The following is a 16,003-nucleotide window of genomic DNA, read 5'->3' on the forward strand; positions in this document are numbered from 1 at the left end:
ACCCCCTTGATGTTCGGTTTCGGGGCAGAATGCAGGCAAGGCGTCGCCACCGGTTGAAAACGATCGCTAAAATCCGATCCGTTCTGCATTTTTCCCGCATCAGAGACCGACATTCGGGCGGTCCATGACCTCGCGCAGCGCAAAGCTGGAATTGATCTTGACCACATGCGGCAGGGCCGAGAGCCAGTCCCGGTGAATCCGTTCGTAATCCTCCAGATCCTTGGCCGCGACCCTGAGGATATAGTCGTATTCGCCGGACATCAGGTAGCAGACGAGCACGTTGGGGCAGCGTTTGACCGCCGCCTCGAACTCGTTGAGCGTCTTGGCGAACTGTCCCGACAGTGAGATATGGACGATCACCATCATCCTGTACTCGATCGCCTTGTTCGACAGCCGCGCGTGATAGCCGCTGATGACACCCGTCTTTTCGAGAATATCGTGCCGCCGAGAACAGGCCGAGGGACTGAGCCCCACCTTCTCGGCGAGTTCGGCATTGGTGATGCGGCCGTTTTTCTGAAGCTCCTTCAGAATGGCAAGATCGATGCTGTCGAGTTCACTCATTCGTGTAACCTTCGAACTTCATAGGTATCTACGCAATTTTCTGCGAATAAGCCCTTCTTGGCAATCCGATTTTGCAAGGACATTCCACCCGTTCGATGCTTCAATTTCTCGCCTTCAACCACAGACCGGCGCGAGGCCGGCAAGAAGAGAGGAACCCATGCGCGTAGGCTGCCCCAAGGAAATCAAGAACCATGAATACCGGGTCGGACTGACGCCCGGCGCCGTACGGGAATACGTGGCCCATGGTCACGATGTTCTGATCGAAACGGGGGCGGGGGCCGGCATCGGCGCCGACGACGGCGCCTATATGGCAGCCGGCGCCAGGATCGCGGCAAGTGCGAAGGACGTGTTCGACAAGTCCGACATGATCGTCAAGGTCAAGGAGCCGCAACCCTCCGAATGGGTGCAACTGCGCGAAGGCCAGATCCTCTATACCTATCTGCACCTCGCGCCCGATCCGGAGCAGACAAAGGGGCTTTTGGAGAGCGGCGTGACGGCGGTCGCCTACGAGACCGTCACCGACGATCGCGGCGGCCTGCCGTTGCTCGCGCCTATGTCGGAAGTGGCGGGACGTCTCGCTATCCAGGCAGGCGCGACGGCGTTGCAGAAGGCGAATGGCGGTCGCGGCATCCTGCTCGGCGGCGTCCCGGGTGTCCTGCCGGCGAAAGTGACCGTGATCGGTGGCGGCGTGGTCGGCCTGCATGCCGCCCGCATGGCCGCCGGCCTCGGTGCGGACGTGAGCATTCTCGACCGTTCGCTACCGCGCCTTCGCGTGCTCGACGAACTTTTCGCCGGTCGGGTGCACACCATCTATTCGACGATCGACGCGCTGGAACAGGAAGTCTTTTCTGCCGATCTCGTGATCGGCGCAGTGCTGATCCCCGGAGCGGCCGCGCCGAAGCTCGTGACCCGCGAGATGCTGTCCGGCATGAAGAAGGGAGCGGTTATCGTCGACGTGGCGATCGACCAGGGCGGCTGCTTCGAAACGTCCCACGCCACCACGCACTCCGATCCGACCTATGAGATCGACGGCGTCGTACATTACTGCGTCGCGAACATGCCGGGCGCCGTTCCCGTGACATCCGCCCATGCGCTCAATAATGCCACGCTGGCGCATGGTCTTGCTCTCGCCGACAAGGGCCTGCGCGCGATTGCCGAAGACCGGCACCTGCGCAATGGCCTCAATGTGCACAGGGGTCGTGTCACCAACAGGCCCGTCGCGGAAGCGCTCGGCTACGATCTTCAGGCGCCGGAGCTGGCGTTGAACGTCGCCTGAGAAAAGACTGCCACGGCAAGCGCGATGTCAGGTCCGCTTCTTCGGCGTGGCCGTGGCCGAAAGGGCCGGCTCTTCCATCGGCCGGCCCTTTTTTCGTTCCCGCTCAGGCCCGGTCGATGCGGCACTGATAACAATTGTTACGGGCGGAGCGGACATGCACATAGGCAATGTCCGGCCGTGCCAGAAGTTCGGCGGCGCGTGCGCTGACGTTCTCGCGAAGGGTGACGGCGCCCGTGCCGTAAACGATGCGGTCGTCATGACCGTAGCCGCGCAGGATGTAATCCGGACTGCTTTCGAGAATTGGCGGTACGTCTTCCCCGGCATGGCGAGGGCATTCCTCGGCATGCAGGAAAATCGGCCCGGTCTCGGCATAGGGCTGGAGAGCAGGGAAGGGGCGATAGGCAAGCGTGAGGTAGGGCTCGCCGTCCGCGATCTCGTCGAGGCAATGGCGGCAGGGATAGCCGGAGCCGGTCGTCATGCGCCGCTCGGGCGCAAGACCGTAGGCATCCGCTTCCCCGCGTCGGTAGGACGAGGCCTGATCGCTTGGCATGGCGGTGAACGTGATGGTCGTCATGAGTGTGCTTCCTTGTGATGGAACCCCATTGTCCCGTTCGCAAGGAACCTCGCCCACCCGATTCTTGCCGTGCTGGCCGATATCCGCCAGGATTTCGCGGCTCTCCCTCTCTGCCCGCCCTCCTGGTTTCGACAACTCCGTCCGTCGCGGCTTTTTCGCGTTCAGGCCTGGATCAGAGCGCGGTGTTGTCGCGCTTGAGGAGCTGCAGGAGTTCGGTTTCGCTGATCGGGTCGACCAGCGCGCTGGAGGTCTCGACCGGAGAGAAGCCGAACTGCTGGTAAAGCTGCAGGGCGCGCGGATGATCCAGCGAGTTGGTGGTCACGACCACTTTCTTCGGGTTGGCCTGCCAGGCGGAATAAAGCGCCTGCAGGAGGAACCACTTGCCGAGCCCGAGCCCGAGCGCATGTTCGATCAGCCCGAAATAGGAAAGCTCCACGAGTTCCTCGGTCTGCTGGGAAAGCTCGAAAAAGCCGGCCGGCGCTCCGTTGACGTAAAGCACGGATATGCTGACCCGGGGATCGTGGATCGTCGCTTTGAGTTCGGCGTCGGTCATCCTGAGCCGGGTATACCAGTGCCACCGGGCTCCGACCTGACGATGCAGGAAACGGTAGAAGGGCAGCGGAATCTCGTGCGTCCGCATGATGGCGGTCTGGATGTTGACCGGAACCGGCAGGCTGGCCTTCGGCGGCGCCGTCATTTCCAGCTTGGTCACGTGTGCGGTGAGGGGGCCGTGGGCCGAGGCGGCGATCGGCTCGGCGGGACCGGTGACGACAGGCGTTTCCTCCTTCGAGCCCCACTCCGACCATGAGCCGTCATAGAGCGTATTGTCGGTATGGCCGAGCGATTCCAGCGCCAGCGTGATGACCGCCGCCGTGACGCCCGATCCGCAGCTCGTGACCACGGGCGCGGAAAGATCGACGCCAGCGGTGGCGAAGATCGAGCGCAGGGTCGCCAGATCCTTCAGATGGCCGTTTTCCGACAGCACCGAGGAGGGAATGCTGCGGGCGCCCGGCATGTGGCCGGAGCGCATTCCGGCGCGGGGTTCCGCTTCCTGTCCGGTGAAGCGGCCGGCCGAGCGGGCGTCCGCGATCTGCCGCGAGCCGGTCTCGACGATATCCTGCATCTGCTGGAACGAGGTTACGCGCTTGCGGTCGAAGCTGATCTCGAAAGTGGCGGGTTTCGGTTCCGGCAGGTCGGTTTCAAGCGGCCGGCCGCTCGCCTTCCAGCCGTCGAGGCCTCCGTCGAGGACATAGACGTTCTTCGCGCCCATGACGCGGAACATCCACCAGGCCCGCGGGGCAGCAAGGAAGCCGGGACCGTCGTAGACGACGATGGTGTCGCTGGCGGAAATGCCGAGCTTGCCGACTTCCTCGGCAAAATAGGACGGTGTGGGCAGAGTATGGGGCAGCTTGCTCGACTGGTCGGCTATCGCATCCTGGTCGAAGAACACGGCGCCCGGAATATGACCGGCGGCATATTCCGCCGCGCCGTTGCGATTATGGGCGGGCAGATACCAGGAGGCATCGACAATTCGGAATTCCGGCGCGCCGAGTTGTTTTTCCACCCAGTCGGCGGACACGACGAAACGGCTTTTCTCCGCGGGCATGCTCTTCTCCCAATGTTGAATGAGTCTCGACCCTTTGTGTCAGGCGGAAGCGTCCGGAGTGCCGAAGCGGATACGGAACCGCCGGTTTTCCCTGCCCTTTTTCTCGATCTTGGCGATATGAATCGCCCCGACCTCCTGGGTCTCCGAAACATGTGTGCCGCCGCAGGGCTGGCTGTCAACGCTCGAATTCTCGCCGATGCAGACAAGGCTGACGCGCCCCATGCCGACAGGCGGGCGAACATTCTTCGACTTGACGATGCCGGGATTGGCGATCAGTTCCTCGTCGGTGATCCACTGCACGTAGATAGGGTGGTTTTCCGAAACGAGCCGCATCAACTCTGCGGTTACCTGATCCTTGTCGATCGTCTCCGTCATGTCGAAGTCGACCCGGCTCTCGTCTTCGCCGACCGCCGCGCCGGTGATCGGATAGGGGCAGACGACGGAGAGAAGATGGCAGGCGGCATGCATGCGCATCAGCTTGTAGCGCCGTGGCCAGTCGATATGCAGCACCAGCTTTTCTCCGACCGATGGCAGGGCCTCCCCCTCGGCGACCTGATGCAGAATGATGTCCTTGGTCTCGCCGTGGCGGGTGAGGGCGACGGCGATCTTCGAGCCGTCGGCGCGCTCGAACATACCGCTATCCCCGGGCTGGCCGCCCGAGGTCGCGTAGAAGCAGGTCTGATCGAGTTCGACCGCCCCACCTTCATGAACCGCCGTCACCACCGCTTCGCATGTCGAGAGATAGAAGTCGTCGCGGTAAAGAGCGGTGGTCGGCATGAGGTCACTCTGGAGATTCGAAGGGCAACGGGAACTGTGCCTTGTGCCCGATCCAGCCCGGTGCCGGCAGGTTCTTGGAACGCAGGAAATCCGGGTTGAAGAGCTTCGACTGATAGCGGGTGCCATAGTCGCAAAGCACGGTCACAATGGTATGGCCCGGACCGAGGTCGCGCGCAAGCCTGATTGCGCCGGCAATATTGATGCCGGAGGAGCCGCCGAGGCACAGCCCCTCGTTCTCGACGAGGTCGAAAATGATCGGAAGCGCCTCTGAATCCGGGATCTGGTAGGCGAAATCGGGGGTGAAGCCCTCCAGATTGGCGGTGATGCGACCCTGGCCGATGCCCTCGGTGATCGACGAACCCGACGACTTCAGTTCGCCGTTCTTGTAGTATTCGTAAAGTGCCGCTCCCTCCGGATCGGCAATGCCGATCTTCACCTCCGGCTTGAGGTTGCGAAGGCCGGCGCCGGTTCCGGCAAGCGTGCCGCCGGAGCCGACGGCGCAGATGAAGCCGTCCACCTCGCCGTTGGTCTGCTCGTAGATCTCGCGGGCCGTGGTGGCGATATGCGCGTCGCGGTTTACGGTGTTGTCGAACTGGTTCGCCCAGATCGCGCCGTTCGGCTCGCTCTTGGCGAGCTGTGCGGCGAGCCGTCCCGAAAGCTTCACATAGTTGTTGGGGTTCTTGTAGGGGACAGCCGGAACCTCGACCAGTTCGGCGCCGAGCAGCCTCAGCGCGTCCTTCTTTTCCTGGCTCTGGGTTTCCGGGATCACGATCACGGTGCGATAGCCGAGCGCCCTGGCGACCAGCGTCAGGCCGATACCGGTATTGCCGGCCGTACCCTCGACGATCACCCCACCCGGACGAAGCAGGCCGCGGCGCTCCGCATCGCGGATAATGAAGAGCGCGGCGCGATCCTTCACCGACTGGCCCGGATTGAGGAACTCGGCCTTGCCCAGAATGGTGCAGCCGGTCGCCTGCGAAGCAGCCTTCAGGCGGATAAGCGGCGTATTGCCGATGGCTTCGATGACGGATGGATGAAATGCCATGGAGGATCTGCCTTCTCTTGCACGGAAGATAGGGCCAAAACCCTGATCGAATTTTTGACCCTAAGGGGGGACTTTTCCGGCCACAAGCGCACGATGGCAAGAAAACGCATTTCAACGCGGTCCCTGCTTCTGAAAAACCATGCCAAGCCGGAGGCGGTTTTGCCGGGGGCTCGATTGACGGCCCTCAAGGACCGAAATTATCGAAGGAGGTATTCTTAAGGCAGGGATTGATAGGCGGCCATCGCGATCTCCCGCGCCTTCCGGTGATCGACGATCGGAAGCGGGTAGCTCTCACCGAGCCTGATGCCCGCCTCGACAAGTACGGCCTGCGGTGCCTCGAACGGTTTGTGGATGTATCTGGCGTCGAGGCCGGCGAGTTCCGGCACGAAGCGGCGCACGTAATCGCCGTCCGGATCGAATTTTTCGCCTTGGGTGATCGGGTTGAAGATACGGAAGAACGGGGCCGCATCGGCGCCCGAGCCCGCAACCCATTGCCAGCTCGCCGCATTGGAGGCGGGATCGGCATCGACAAGTGTGTCGCGGAACCAGCGTTCGCCCTCCCGCCAGTCGATCAGCAGGTCCTTGATGAGGAAGGAAGCCGCAATCATCCGCACACGGTTATGCATTGTGCCGTGCCGCCAGAGTTCGCGCATTCCGGCATCGACGATCGGATAGCCGGTCCGACCCTCGGTCCATCGCCGGAAGAAATCCGGCGAGCCCGACCAGTAAAAGCGATCGAATCGTGGATTCCAGTTTCTCGTCGAGAGATGCGGGAAATGGAAAAGCAGGTGATAGGAGAAGTCGCGCCAGGCGAGTTCCTTGCGGAAATGAACGACGTCCTCCGCATCGATGCGTCCGCCAAGCCCCCGCGTGGCATGCCAGACCTCCGCCGGCGAGATTTCGCCGAACGCCAGATGGGGTGAAAGCTTCGAGGTGTGCGGCCGTGCCGGAAAGTCGCGTCCGTGACGGTAACCCGCAAGCCCCTGCTCGATGAAAGAGGCCAGTCGCTTGCGCGCGCCGGGTTCGCCGGGCTGCCAGACGTCGGAAAATTCCGCCGCCCAGTCGGGCTGCCTGGGCAGCAGCGTCCAGCACGCGATATCCTCGCTCCGCGGCCACACGGTCGGCCCCGCCAGGGAGATTGGCGCCGAAAGGGGCTCAGGCGGTTCGCCGGAGGCATCGAGTGCTTTCCAGAACGGCGTGTATACGCGGTAAGGCGTTCCGCCGCCGGTCCGCATTCTGGATGGCTCGTGCAGCAGCTGACCGGAGAAGCTGCGCACCGTCAGCCCATGCGTGGTCAGCGTTTCCTTGAGCGCGGTATCGATAGCGACGCCCGGCGGGTCGTAGCGGCGGTTCCAATAGACTGCGGTCGCGCCGGTTTCCGCAATCAGCGATCCCAGCACGGCCTCGGCTGAACCGTGGCGAAAGGTGAGCCGGCTGCCGATCTCCTCGAGCGAGGTTGAAAGAGACACCAGGGAATGATGGAGCCACCAGGCCTGGGCCGCTCCGAGCGGCCCGGTTCCGGCCGCTTTGGGTTCCAGAATATAGACGGGAATGACCGGCCGGCCGCTTTCCCGCGCGGTGGCCAGTGCTAGATTGTCATGGAGCCGGAGATCCTTGCGGAACCAGACAAGGATCGGCGCCTGGCTGCGGGAAGTCATGAGGTATTGCCCGAATCTGCTGCGTCTCCATGAGTCTACGCAGTCGCGCGGCAGTGGATCAGAGCCATATGCAATTTTCCGCCTGCAACGCCGTCGGCGACCGCCAGGGCGATCCGCACGAGGGTTGCCGAGGCGCAAACAGCAAAGCGGGCGGACCGGCTCCGGCTCCGCCCGCAATGTTTTATCTCCGAAATGACGAAGGGTTTCGTCAGGCAGCCGTAAGGCGCGCCCTCCGCACCTGCTGCTCGCTAATCATTTTCATGATTTCTGCCGCACTTTCCCGGACATAGAGCCGATGAAGCTTTTCCGCGACCGGCGCGGTCGTCAGGAGGCAGGTGTATTTTTCCCGTTCGTACCAGCGGAAGTCCACCACATTGTCCATGTTCACGAAGAAGGGGAAGCCATCCCCGTCATGAAGCTGGAGCCACATATGTCTTTTCTCCTAATCAGAATATTATGGCTGTTTTGATATCAGGCAAAAATGAAGAGGGGGTTTCGCACTGCCAAAAAGAGATGCCGCCAGCGGTCGGGGCGAAACGAAAAAGGCCCGCGCATCTCTGCGCAGGCCTTGAATTCTTTGGCTCCCCGGGTCGGATTCGAACCGACGACCTATCGATTAACAGTCGAGTGCTCTACCGCTGAGCTACCAGGGAACAACCGCTTGCCGCGGCGTGAGCGGGGTAATACAAATGCGCGTTCGATTTGCCAAGCGCTTTTTTGAAAAAAAATGTGACAGCTTGCATAATTTCTTCCGCTACCCATTTCTTGCGGGACGCCTTCCGGTGCGTTTTTCGATGAATCCAAAGGGTTTCGAATGGCTGGCAAAGGGAATTACCGTATCGATGGCGAGCGTGGAAAACTTGTGCTCGGCCGTTTCGAACTGCCGTTTCCCCGCTCTCGGGCCGGTCGCATCGCAACCGGGTCCCTGCTGATCGGCGGTGGCATACTGGGCTTCCTGCCGGTGCTCGGATTCTGGATGGTGCCTCTCGGTCTTCTCGTGCTTTCGCACGATCTTCCCGCCGTCCGCCGGAAAAGACGCCGGATGGCGATCTGGTGGCGCAAACGTTATCCACAGGTGAACCGGGCCGGGCGGGGTTGAGGACCGCTGCATGCGGCTCGCCGCTTGCTCGGGGAGCCTTCTCCCGCTGTTACATCGGTCATCTCGACGTGAGCGTAGTTTCGAACAATTAAAAGGTAGAATTTCGGAAAATCCCTCTTGCGGTTTCCCGGTATCCCGTCTAAATCCGCGCCACCACACGCTTTTAAGTTTGGAAATGGCCTCGTGGCGGAGTGGTTACGCAGAGGACTGCAAATCCTTGCACCCCGGTTCGATTCCGGGCGAGGCCTCCAACCATACACACAGCATCTTCTATGCCTTTGATTATTCTGCAAAATAATCTAGGTGTGGCAGATTGGAACCGGACCCTTTTGGTGGTGTGGCAGCAGTCTGTTCCTGCACCGTTCTCGTCGCGATCTCACGAAAGACTTTTTCCCCCCAAGTATTCATCGCTAAATTGACCGCCAAAATCACAAGGCGGCAGTTTGATGGTTCATATCCCCGATTATGGTCGATGCGATCCACGCTCACCTGATAGGGCGACTTAGGTCCTTTGTCCGCTTTGAGGGTCATCGGTATCCCACTAACGGCGCGTTTCCCTTCCTGCTTCTCCAGTGTCTTCCGAAACCAATGGGCCGAAAGGTGAAAAGGAATGCCTTTCCTCTGCGCTCTTTGCTTGCAGTAGGAGGCGTATTGGGGAAACGGGTTCAAGGGGAAGGGGCGAGCGCGTCGCTTTTTCTCGGGCTTGCCGAAGACGCGCTGCTGTTCCGCCTTTAGCTGCCGCAAACATTTTTTGTATATCGGCAGAAAATGGTCATGGTCCGAGTATGGATCTGGAAGCCTGATGCGGCCAATGAGAGGATGTCTAAAGTAATACCTAACACTTTCGTGTCTGTTGATGTTTCTCTCAATGTATTTGAGCTTTTTGCTTTCAGTTTCCACCGTCATATCCTTGATTTAGTGGAAAATATAGCGCCTCTCATCCATCCGAGGCTAGCAGTTTCGCGCCAATGCCATCCCAGTTGATCTTTGACACGGCGAGGCGGGCGAGGCGGGCGCGTTCGGCGTTGCGGGTGTAGATCTTCGAGGTCTTTCCGTCGCGCCAGCCGAACATCGCTTCGAGCATCGAATCGGTTGCTTCGTTGTGGGCCTGATCGGTCGCAAGCCCCTTGCGAACGGAATGGGCGGTGCAGTGGGGCAGGCCTGCCTGCTCGAACCATGCCGAGATGCGATTTCCGAGACCCTTGACGGAGAACGGTTTGCCGTATTCCGTCTGGAGATAGGTCAGGCCCTTGACCTTGTGGCTGTCGAGGACCGCCTCGAGGATCGGATGCAGCGCGATCTCGATATCGACGGGCGTGCGGTTGCGATTCTTGAACAGGCGTAGCCTGAACATGTCGTTGCGGCGATGCTGCGGACCGATGACGGCCAGATCCGACACGCGGAAACCGGTGAACATCATCAGAGCCATGGCCAGAACCGCTTTCGATTGTGGCCCATGGCGGGCGATGTACTGTGCAATCTCGTCTGACGTGATGGTGTGGTGGCCGTCGGAATGGACGCGGAACGAATCGACCAGGCGGGCCGTGTTCTCGACATAGGGTTTCCCGTCCGGTCCCGTGGTATCCATCACCTGCCGCAGGATCTTGAGGCGTTCGTCGGCGGCGAACGGTGTATCGCGCTTCCTGTCGCGCAGGACTTCGATGTTTCCGCGGTCGAGCCTAATCATCGGCATATCCGCGAACTTCGCGCCGTCCGGCTTTGACCGGTCGAGAGGTTCGTCCCACATCGATTCGATGATAGCCCGCCGCTTCGCCTGGGTCGTTTCGTCCAGCATGGTGAAGGCGGATGCCTTCATATAGGCCATGGTGAGCCATTTGAAGCTTTCCGGCCTGACGGTCACGGATATCGGCCGAGGGCGCGAAACGCTCTCAGCGGGCTTCCCTGCTGCCTTTCTGGCCGCCCAATAGGCGCTGGAGAACTCCTCGCTATTGATATCGTCGGGCAGACGGCAGATGCGCTTGCCGGCGATGCGCAGGAAATAGCGCACCTTGCCGTGACGGCTCGGGTTTTTCTCCACATAGGGAAGGTCGATATTGGCCACGTCCATCATGGGGTGGCCCGCCACTCATCGACGTGTCCGCCCCCATCTCCCTTGGTCACCGTCGCCTTGCGGCCGGTCTCATCCTCGGGCCAAGCCTGCATTGCGGCGGCGATGTCGGCGACCAGCCAGACCTTGCGCCGGTGGAAGCGACGCGGTTGGGGCAGGAAACCCTCCTCAACCATCTGGTCGACCGTATTGCCGCAAACGCCGATCGCAATCGCAACCTCGGCCCTGCTCAAGGCAAGGCGCGGCACGGGTCGCTGCATGTCAATGCTGGTCGACATGATGTCCTTCCTTTTCCCCGCAATCCACAGAGACGGCGCGGTTTCGCATCAGCGCATTCCGGCTGGTGACCATGGTGTAGCCATCGGCGAAGCGGACGCAGCACGAATTCATCGTTCCGCGTGCCAGCACGTCACAGGGCTGGCCTTTGCGGCCCTGCCGGTTCCAGCGATAGATATAGGGCAGGGCCGTCATCGTCCGGTCACCGGGAAGGCGTTGTGCTCGACGCCGTCGAGAAGGCGGCCGGTGGCGCGCTTGCCGATACGGCTCATCAGGCGACCGAGAGTGTCTTCCGGAAGTGTCTCCGGCGTAAAGCGTCGGCCGTCGTGGGTTATGAGGCAGTCGAAGTGTTCGTCCCACAACTCCGAGGCTTCGTGACTGTCTGCGTCTACAACGAGGTGGTTGCCGTTCTCGTCTCGCATTTCGGACCAGACTTCCCACCACTCTCCCCATTGCTTGAACAGGAACGGTACCGCGGCCGCCTTGCACTGGTCCCGCAGGGATCTCACCCAGTCCGGATGCATCGGCCGAGCGCCGGGGCCGCTCTCGCCGCCGGCGACGACCCAGTCGATATGGTTCCGTGGCGGGTTGAAGAAGAGCGGCTTGTTGTCGTCGGAAAGCAGTAGTGCAGCCCTCAGGTCCACCGGCCCGAGCAGCGGCTCGGCGCTGATCCAGCGGATTGCGGCCGGGGTGTCGAGCAGGATCGGGATGCGTTCGTCGGCGCGCTTCTGGTCTTCGACGGAGACGCCGAGCCAGACGTTGGGAAGAGGCCAGCCTGCGCGCAGGCGTCTTGCTACCGGCGCAGGAATGAACGCCTCGATTTTGCACTCCGGCCACTGGCGATAGAACTCCTCCCGTGAATTGGGCTCATCGCGCGTGGCCAGAATGGCAACAGCGTTATGGATTCGAGAGATTGGCCGGCGCAGATAGTCCCGCATCCGCTCCGGCCGCTTGGTCAGCACCTGAAACGTGTGCTGCGGGGCGAGCGCCATGACGGCGAAGACCTGGTCGATCCATTCGTCCGGCACGCCCTCGGCGAACAGGTCGCCGTGGGCGCAGACGAAGATCATGCGGGGTTTCGTCCAGCGCAGCGGTTGCTCCAGCCATTGCTCGTTGAAGCGTACCTCGCCGGTCCAGACGGGGCCGGCCTTCGATTCCTTCGTGAGGCCAGCGCGGCTCTCATGGTGCTTCAGGCGCGTGCCGGCGAGCTTCATGGCGTAGCAATTGGTGCAGCCGGGCGAGACGACGGAACAGCCGGTGATCGGGTTCCATGTCGCATCGGTCCATTCGATCCTGGTTCCGTCAGACATCGAAGAGGCCTTTCCCATCACGAGATTTGGAGGTGGCGTCGCGGATCGCGCGCGGGCGCCACTCGAAGAAGCCGAGCGCGCCGACGACGGGGATGAAATCGACCGGGTGGCTATCCTCGAGGACGAGGCCGACGGGGCCGAAGAACCAGTCGCTGTCATGGGCCGTCACGACATCGACGATGTTGGTGGCGCCGACGATGCCGCCGCGCTGGAGATCCTCGAAGGCGGGAACATCGGCAATACCGATCGACAGGATGAAGTGACGGGCATCGGCATATTCGGCCCGCGTCATCCCGGCCGAGGCATGCAGGCAGACGGGGCCGCGAAATTTCAGGCCGGGATTGCCGCGCTTCCAGTCACGGTTCTCGATCGACTTGCCGGCGTGGACGATAGCCCATGTCCAGGGCTGGCGAACGGAGAGGGCGAGTTTGGGAAGGGTGGGGTCGGTCATGCTTCGCCGCCCCCTATCGCTCGTCACCGGAGCCGGAGAGGGCGTTGCGTTGCCCGCGGTCGTAGAGCTTCTCGATGTTCATCTGCGCAACTTCAGAGAGGTTGACGCAAAGTTCGTTGCAGGCGGCGGAGAGATACCAGAGGACATCTCCGATTTCCTTGATGATGAGGGTGCGACGGGCTTCGGTGAGATTTTCGAATTCGACGCCATTGCCGAAACCGATGGGCGCGGTTAGGCCGTCGTCGCGCATGGCCTTGCCGACATGTTCGGCAAGCTCGCCGGCCTCGCCGTTCATTTTCAACGCCACGTAGACGAGGCCGAGCGGCGTTCCCTGGCCGGGATAGATGGCGCTACGGGTGGCGATCTGCTGATAGACGTCGAGCGCATTCTGTGGATGGTCTGCCTTTTGTTTCATCCTCAGAACGTGGTCCGCGCTAATCCGATTGATTGCTTTGTCGTTTTCCATAGCTCTTCTCCTCAAATCCGCATCGGCATCAGGACGATCAGGTTTTCGGCATGATCGCCGTCGGCGCGCAGGACGGCGGGGGAGCCGGGGTCGCCGAGATAGAGATTGACCGTCTGTTCCGAGAGGTTGGCCAATGCGTCGTTGACGTATTTGGCGTTGAAGCCGACCTCGAGTTCGGCCTCGCCCCCATAGGGGACATCGTCCTCGGCATGGCCGGCGTCTGGGTTGTTGACCGTGAGTTTCAGCCGGCCTTCGGAAAAGGTCATCTTCACGCCGCGGCCGCGGTCGCTGGAGACGGTCGAAACGCGGTCGATTGCGGCCGAGAGCGCCTCGCCCTCGACTTCGACGAAATTGGTGCAGACGGGGATGACGCGGCGGTAATCCGGAAACATGCCGTCGATCAGCTTCGATATCAGCACCATATCGCCGATCATCAGGCGGATCTTGGCGTCGGAAACCTGCAGGGTAATGTCTTCCTTCGGCAGATGCTTCAGCAGGACCTCGACGGTCTTCTTCGGCACGATGACGCCCGGCATGTCCTGCGGCACGCCTTCGAGCGGGATGAAGCGTTTCGACAGGCGGTGTCCATCGGTTGCGACCAGCGTCAGGCCGCCCTCGGAGGGGTGGAGATAGATGCCGTTGAGGTAGTAGCGGGTCTCCTCCGTCGAGATGGCGAAGCGGACTGCGCCGATGGCGCGCTCCAGGGCGGTGCCCGGAACGGCCAGCGCAAACGGCATTTCCGCGCCGTCGAGCGAGGGGAAATCGGTCGGCGGCAGAACCTGAAGGCTGAAACGGCTGCGCCCGGATTTGAGGGTGACGCCCGACAGGCTGGCATCGGTGGCCTCGACGCGGATCTCGGCGCCTTCAGGCAGCTTTTTCACGATATCCATCAGCAGATGCGCCGGCACGGTGAAGCCGCGAAAATCGGTATCGACGGCGGCGCTGAACGGAACCGTCGCCTCGATGTCGAGGTCTGTCACTTTCGCGATCAGCTTGCCGGTGGCGCCCAGCCTGTCGAACAGCACGTTCTGCAGGACGGGAATGGTGCTGCGGCGCTCGACGATCCCTCCCACCAGCTTCAGGGCGTCGAGCAGGGCGGATTTGCTTGCGGTAAACATCAGGGCTTCGCCTCCTCGTCTCGGAGGCTGGTCGTGATGGCCGTGGATATTTCCGCCTTGGCCTTTTCGGTGAGGATTTCGATGGCCGCCCGCTGCGTGGCAATGTGGGCCTTGATGATCGGTTCCGCCAAATTCCAAGGTACGTTGAACAACCGGCGGCCTCCGCCGGTAGATGGCACTCCAAGCTCCAAGCCGGCGACCTGGCGACCGAAGGCGTCGCGAATATCGGGAACTGTTCCGCGTGATACCTCTTTGGTAACCTGCTCCAGAAGCTCTTCGGCTATTTCGATCTCACGATACGCCAGGGCAATATCCGTTGCAGTGTCCCTGCTGATTGGCATGGCTCTCTCCTTTGAGTGGTGGCGGCGCGCGAGGCGCCGCCTGATGGATCAGGCCGACATTTCCGGCGCGCCGACGAACTTCGGCAGCTCGGTCTCGGCCGCGGCGGTCTGGAGGTTGCGCAGCACTTCCTGGGTGATGAACACGTCGGGGCGGTAGAGCAGCACGGTCCAGCTCAATGCGCCGGCGCGGACGCGGTAGCGCAGGCGCACGGGGATGCGCATGGTCTCGCCCATGTGGAAGGCCGGGATAGACAGGATGAACATGCCAGGCACGGTCAGCTTGTTGCCGCTCGCGTCCTTGTGCTCTTCGTCCCAGGTGATTTCGCCTTCGCCGGACTGCAGCACGAGATTGGATTTCACCCGCGTCTCGGTGTGGACGGCGAGGCCGCGCGACAGCGCCACCAGCTCGTTGGGATAGGCGACCTTGAAGCCGAACTTGGTGCGGAAATCCTCCTCCTCCATCGTATCCGGCGCGGAGAGATCGGCGATGTGATCCTCGATGAACTCGGCGAAGGTCGCCTGGTCGAGCGGCTGGCCATGGATGCCGGACCACGCATCCCATTCCTGCGAGCGCGGGAACTCGTAGAGAACCCGGTGCCTGCCGTTGTCCGCCTGTCCGCCAGACAGGTTTTCGTGATAGTCGATGACGGCGGTGAGCGAGGGGTTCTGCCAGTCGGTTTCGGCGAAAATGACGCTTTCCGGCGTCTTGTGGCGGTTGACGAGGTCGACGAAGCTTTCGAGCGTGGTCACCCTCGCCGTGCCGGACTTGCGCAGCGGGGCCACGCGCCATTCCTCGATGAGGCCCTTCATGCTCTTGGCTGAGCCCGTCTTCGGATCGAGGATCACGGGGACAGTGCCGGGCAGGCCGGGAATTTCGGCTGGCGGGTTGACGGCGTAGACGGTCGTGCCGGCGTCGCGCGTGAGGTCGGCAATCGCCTTGACCGCGGTTTCGGAGAGCTGGTCCATGGGAATGGTTCCTTTTGCTTGAGGGGATTACTGGCTGGTGAGGGGATTGCGGCTGCGGTCGATTTCGCGCGGGCCGGGGAACATGTCGTGCTGCTGGGGATGCTCGGTCGAAAGGCGACCGCCCTCGACCACCCAGTACATCGAGGACTTGCGCGGCAGCTTGGGCAGCTTCGGCGGCGGGATCTCGGCATTGATCTCGACCATGCCGTTCTTGACGGCGAGGCTGAGTTTCAGGGCGACCTCGCCCTTGTAGGTGATGTTGGGCCGCTCGTTGGAAAGATCGAGCAGCTTTTCCAGCACGGTCTGGAGCGTCTCGGTCACCTCGTTGTTGAGGTCGCCGCTCTCCAGCATGCCGAGCAGGGATTGCGCATCGCGAATGAGTTGCATGGGGTTTCTCCGTTAAAGGGTCGT

The 16,003-nt window shown here is 61.8% G+C and carries 20 protein-coding genes and 2 tRNA genes; 3 read left to right on the forward strand and 19 right to left on the reverse strand.

Annotated elements, in window-relative coordinates; genetic code table 11:
- Window positions 1-99: 99 nt before the first annotated feature.
- The gene (locus J5N58_RS06670; RefSeq protein ID WP_113339612.1) at window positions 100-561 is read right to left on the reverse strand and encodes an Lrp/AsnC family transcriptional regulator; all 462 of its coding nucleotides are present in this window, start codon (window positions 559-561) and stop codon (window positions 100-102) included.
- 157 nt (window positions 562-718) lie between these two features.
- On the opposite strand from J5N58_RS06670, the gene ald reads away from it, so the two are divergent.
- Complete coding sequence (gene ald / locus J5N58_RS06675; RefSeq protein WP_113425712.1) at window positions 719-1,837, forward strand: alanine dehydrogenase; 1,119 nt, start codon at window positions 719-721, stop codon at window positions 1,835-1,837.
- A gap of 103 nt (window positions 1,838-1,940) precedes the next feature.
- Here the strand turns inward: ald and J5N58_RS06680 are convergent, their stop codons facing one another.
- The 7 genes from J5N58_RS06680 to J5N58_RS06710 form a co-directional block, all read right to left on the reverse strand.
- A complete protein-coding gene (locus J5N58_RS06680) occupies window positions 1,941-2,411 on the reverse strand; it encodes a DUF1203 domain-containing protein (RefSeq protein WP_244710167.1) in 471 nt (156 codons plus the stop codon).
- Between the two features lie 172 nt (window positions 2,412-2,583).
- On the reverse strand, window positions 2,584-4,017 hold the full coding sequence (sseA, locus tag J5N58_RS06685) for a 3-mercaptopyruvate sulfurtransferase (protein ID WP_113425713.1): 1,434 nt from the start codon (window positions 4,015-4,017) through the stop codon (window positions 2,584-2,586).
- 39 nt (window positions 4,018-4,056) lie between these two features.
- On the reverse strand, window positions 4,057-4,794 hold the full coding sequence (locus tag J5N58_RS06690) for an alanyl-tRNA editing protein (protein ID WP_113425714.1): 738 nt from the start codon (window positions 4,792-4,794) through the stop codon (window positions 4,057-4,059).
- Window positions 4,795-4,798: 4 nt separating this feature from the next.
- Window positions 4,799-5,839 (reverse strand): cysteine synthase A, encoded by a 1,041-nt coding sequence (locus J5N58_RS06695; RefSeq protein WP_112830221.1) that lies wholly within the window; start codon window positions 5,837-5,839, stop codon window positions 4,799-4,801.
- Between the two features lie 215 nt (window positions 5,840-6,054).
- Window positions 6,055-7,497, reverse strand: coding sequence for a cryptochrome/photolyase family protein (locus J5N58_RS06700; RefSeq protein WP_113437818.1), 1,443 nt, complete (start codon window positions 7,495-7,497; stop codon window positions 6,055-6,057).
- 208 nt (window positions 7,498-7,705) lie between these two features.
- Entirely contained in the window at window positions 7,706-7,927 is a 222-nt protein-coding gene (locus tag J5N58_RS06705; RefSeq protein WP_113448615.1) for a hypothetical protein, read from the reverse strand.
- Window positions 7,928-8,075: 148 nt separating this feature from the next.
- Window positions 8,076-8,150 (reverse strand) — tRNA-Asn (locus tag J5N58_RS06710).
- A 161-nt stretch (window positions 8,151-8,311) separates the two neighbouring features.
- Here J5N58_RS06710 and J5N58_RS06715 point away from each other — a divergent pair.
- Together J5N58_RS06715 and J5N58_RS06720 are read left to right on the forward strand one after the other, a co-directional pair.
- Window positions 8,312-8,596 (forward strand): hypothetical protein, encoded by a 285-nt coding sequence (locus tag J5N58_RS06715; RefSeq protein ID WP_112830218.1) that lies wholly within the window; start codon window positions 8,312-8,314, stop codon window positions 8,594-8,596.
- Window positions 8,597-8,773: 177 nt separating this feature from the next.
- Window positions 8,774-8,847: transfer RNA gene (locus tag J5N58_RS06720), tRNA-Cys, on the forward strand.
- A 31-nt stretch (window positions 8,848-8,878) separates the two neighbouring features.
- On the opposite strand, the gene J5N58_RS06725 is transcribed toward J5N58_RS06720, so the two are convergent.
- From J5N58_RS06725 to J5N58_RS06775, 11 genes are read right to left on the reverse strand one after another with little or no spacing between them, the layout of a single operon-like run.
- Window positions 8,879-9,496: a hypothetical protein gene (locus tag J5N58_RS06725; RefSeq protein WP_244710169.1), complete on the reverse strand. Its 618-nt coding sequence runs from the start codon at window positions 9,494-9,496 to the stop codon at window positions 8,879-8,881.
- A gap of 37 nt (window positions 9,497-9,533) precedes the next feature.
- Window positions 9,534-10,667 carry a tyrosine-type recombinase/integrase gene (locus J5N58_RS06730; RefSeq protein WP_244710171.1) on the reverse strand — a complete coding sequence of 378 codons (1,134 nt, stop codon included), beginning with the start codon at window positions 10,665-10,667 and terminating at the stop codon, window positions 9,534-9,536.
- Window positions 10,664-10,942 (reverse strand): helix-turn-helix transcriptional regulator, encoded by a 279-nt coding sequence (locus J5N58_RS06735; RefSeq protein WP_244710173.1) that lies wholly within the window; start codon window positions 10,940-10,942, stop codon window positions 10,664-10,666. Before J5N58_RS06735 ends, J5N58_RS06730 begins: the two co-directional genes overlap by 4 nt.
- Window positions 10,926-11,135 carry a hypothetical protein gene (locus J5N58_RS06740; protein WP_244710175.1) on the reverse strand — a complete coding sequence of 70 codons (210 nt, stop codon included), beginning with the start codon at window positions 11,133-11,135 and terminating at the stop codon, window positions 10,926-10,928. Before J5N58_RS06740 ends, J5N58_RS06735 begins: the two co-directional genes overlap by 17 nt.
- A complete protein-coding gene (locus tag J5N58_RS06745) occupies window positions 11,132-12,250 on the reverse strand; it encodes a phage Gp37/Gp68 family protein (protein ID WP_244710177.1) in 1,119 nt (372 codons plus the stop codon). The genes J5N58_RS06740 and J5N58_RS06745 overlap by 4 nt, the downstream gene beginning before the upstream one ends.
- Window positions 12,243-12,701 carry an ASCH domain-containing protein gene (locus J5N58_RS06750; protein ID WP_244710179.1) on the reverse strand — a complete coding sequence of 153 codons (459 nt, stop codon included), beginning with the start codon at window positions 12,699-12,701 and terminating at the stop codon, window positions 12,243-12,245. Before J5N58_RS06750 ends, J5N58_RS06745 begins: the two co-directional genes overlap by 8 nt.
- A gap of 13 nt (window positions 12,702-12,714) precedes the next feature.
- A complete protein-coding gene (locus tag J5N58_RS06755; protein WP_244710182.1) occupies window positions 12,715-13,167 on the reverse strand; it encodes a nucleoside triphosphate pyrophosphohydrolase family protein in 453 nt (150 codons plus the stop codon).
- Window positions 13,168-13,178: 11 nt separating this feature from the next.
- Complete coding sequence (gene dnaN, locus J5N58_RS06760; RefSeq protein ID WP_483314051.1) at window positions 13,179-14,288, reverse strand: DNA polymerase III subunit beta; 1,110 nt, start codon at window positions 14,286-14,288, stop codon at window positions 13,179-13,181.
- A complete protein-coding gene (locus tag J5N58_RS06765) occupies window positions 14,285-14,626 on the reverse strand; it encodes a hypothetical protein (RefSeq protein ID WP_244710186.1) in 342 nt (113 codons plus the stop codon). Before J5N58_RS06765 ends, dnaN begins: the two co-directional genes overlap by 4 nt.
- Before the next feature lie 48 nt (window positions 14,627-14,674).
- The gene (locus tag J5N58_RS06770; RefSeq protein WP_244710188.1) at window positions 14,675-15,592 is read right to left on the reverse strand and encodes a DUF2303 family protein; all 918 of its coding nucleotides are present in this window, start codon (window positions 15,590-15,592) and stop codon (window positions 14,675-14,677) included.
- 27 nt (window positions 15,593-15,619) lie between these two features.
- A complete protein-coding gene (locus J5N58_RS06775; protein WP_244710190.1) occupies window positions 15,620-15,979 on the reverse strand; it encodes a hypothetical protein in 360 nt (119 codons plus the stop codon).
- Between the last annotated feature and the right edge of the window lie 24 nt (window positions 15,980-16,003).

It is taken from the genome of Paenirhizobium cremeum (genome assembly GCF_022884085.1).
GTDB classification, from domain to species: Bacteria; Pseudomonadota; Alphaproteobacteria; order Rhizobiales; family Rhizobiaceae; genus Allorhizobium; species Allorhizobium cremeum.

What these genes read in the sequence shown, in the direction of transcription:
- J5N58_RS06740 (WP_244710175.1), bottom strand. Translation starts at nt 11,135, where the DNA reads ATGACGGCCCTGCCCTATATCTATCGCTGGAACCGGCAGGGCCGCAAA.
- sseA (WP_113425713.1), bottom strand. Translation starts at nt 4,017, where the DNA reads ATGCCCGCGGAGAAAAGCCGTTTCGTCGTGTCCGCCGACTGGGTGGAA.
- J5N58_RS06750 (WP_244710179.1), bottom strand. Translation starts at nt 12,701, where the DNA reads ATGACCGACCCCACCCTTCCCAAACTCGCCCTCTCCGTTCGCCAGCCC.
- ald (WP_113425712.1), top strand. Translation starts at nt 719, where the DNA reads ATGCGCGTAGGCTGCCCCAAGGAAATCAAGAACCATGAATACCGGGTC.
- J5N58_RS06745 (WP_244710177.1), bottom strand. Translation starts at nt 12,250, where the DNA reads ATGTCTGACGGAACCAGGATCGAATGGACCGATGCGACATGGAACCCG.
- J5N58_RS06695 (WP_112830221.1), bottom strand. Translation starts at nt 5,839, where the DNA reads ATGGCATTTCATCCATCCGTCATCGAAGCCATCGGCAATACGCCGCTT.
- J5N58_RS06755 (WP_244710182.1), bottom strand. Translation starts at nt 13,167, where the DNA reads ATGGAAAACGACAAAGCAATCAATCGGATTAGCGCGGACCACGTTCTG.
- J5N58_RS06730 (WP_244710171.1), bottom strand. Translation starts at nt 10,667, where the DNA reads ATGATGGACGTGGCCAATATCGACCTTCCCTATGTGGAGAAAAACCCG.
- J5N58_RS06715 (WP_112830218.1), top strand. Translation starts at nt 8,312, where the DNA reads ATGGCTGGCAAAGGGAATTACCGTATCGATGGCGAGCGTGGAAAACTT.
- J5N58_RS06735 (WP_244710173.1), bottom strand. Translation starts at nt 10,942, where the DNA reads ATGTCGACCAGCATTGACATGCAGCGACCCGTGCCGCGCCTTGCCTTG.
- J5N58_RS06775 (WP_244710190.1), bottom strand. Translation starts at nt 15,979, where the DNA reads ATGCAACTCATTCGCGATGCGCAATCCCTGCTCGGCATGCTGGAGAGC.
- J5N58_RS06705 (WP_113448615.1), bottom strand. Translation starts at nt 7,927, where the DNA reads ATGTGGCTCCAGCTTCATGACGGGGATGGCTTCCCCTTCTTCGTGAAC.
- J5N58_RS06680 (WP_244710167.1), bottom strand. Translation starts at nt 2,411, where the DNA reads ATGACGACCATCACGTTCACCGCCATGCCAAGCGATCAGGCCTCGTCC.
- J5N58_RS06700 (WP_113437818.1), bottom strand. Translation starts at nt 7,497, where the DNA reads ATGACTTCCCGCAGCCAGGCGCCGATCCTTGTCTGGTTCCGCAAGGAT.
- J5N58_RS06765 (WP_244710186.1), bottom strand. Translation starts at nt 14,626, where the DNA reads ATGCCAATCAGCAGGGACACTGCAACGGATATTGCCCTGGCGTATCGT.
- J5N58_RS06690 (WP_113425714.1), bottom strand. Translation starts at nt 4,794, where the DNA reads ATGCCGACCACCGCTCTTTACCGCGACGACTTCTATCTCTCGACATGC.
- J5N58_RS06770 (WP_244710188.1), bottom strand. Translation starts at nt 15,592, where the DNA reads ATGGACCAGCTCTCCGAAACCGCGGTCAAGGCGATTGCCGACCTCACG.
- J5N58_RS06670 (WP_113339612.1), bottom strand. Translation starts at nt 561, where the DNA reads ATGAGTGAACTCGACAGCATCGATCTTGCCATTCTGAAGGAGCTTCAG.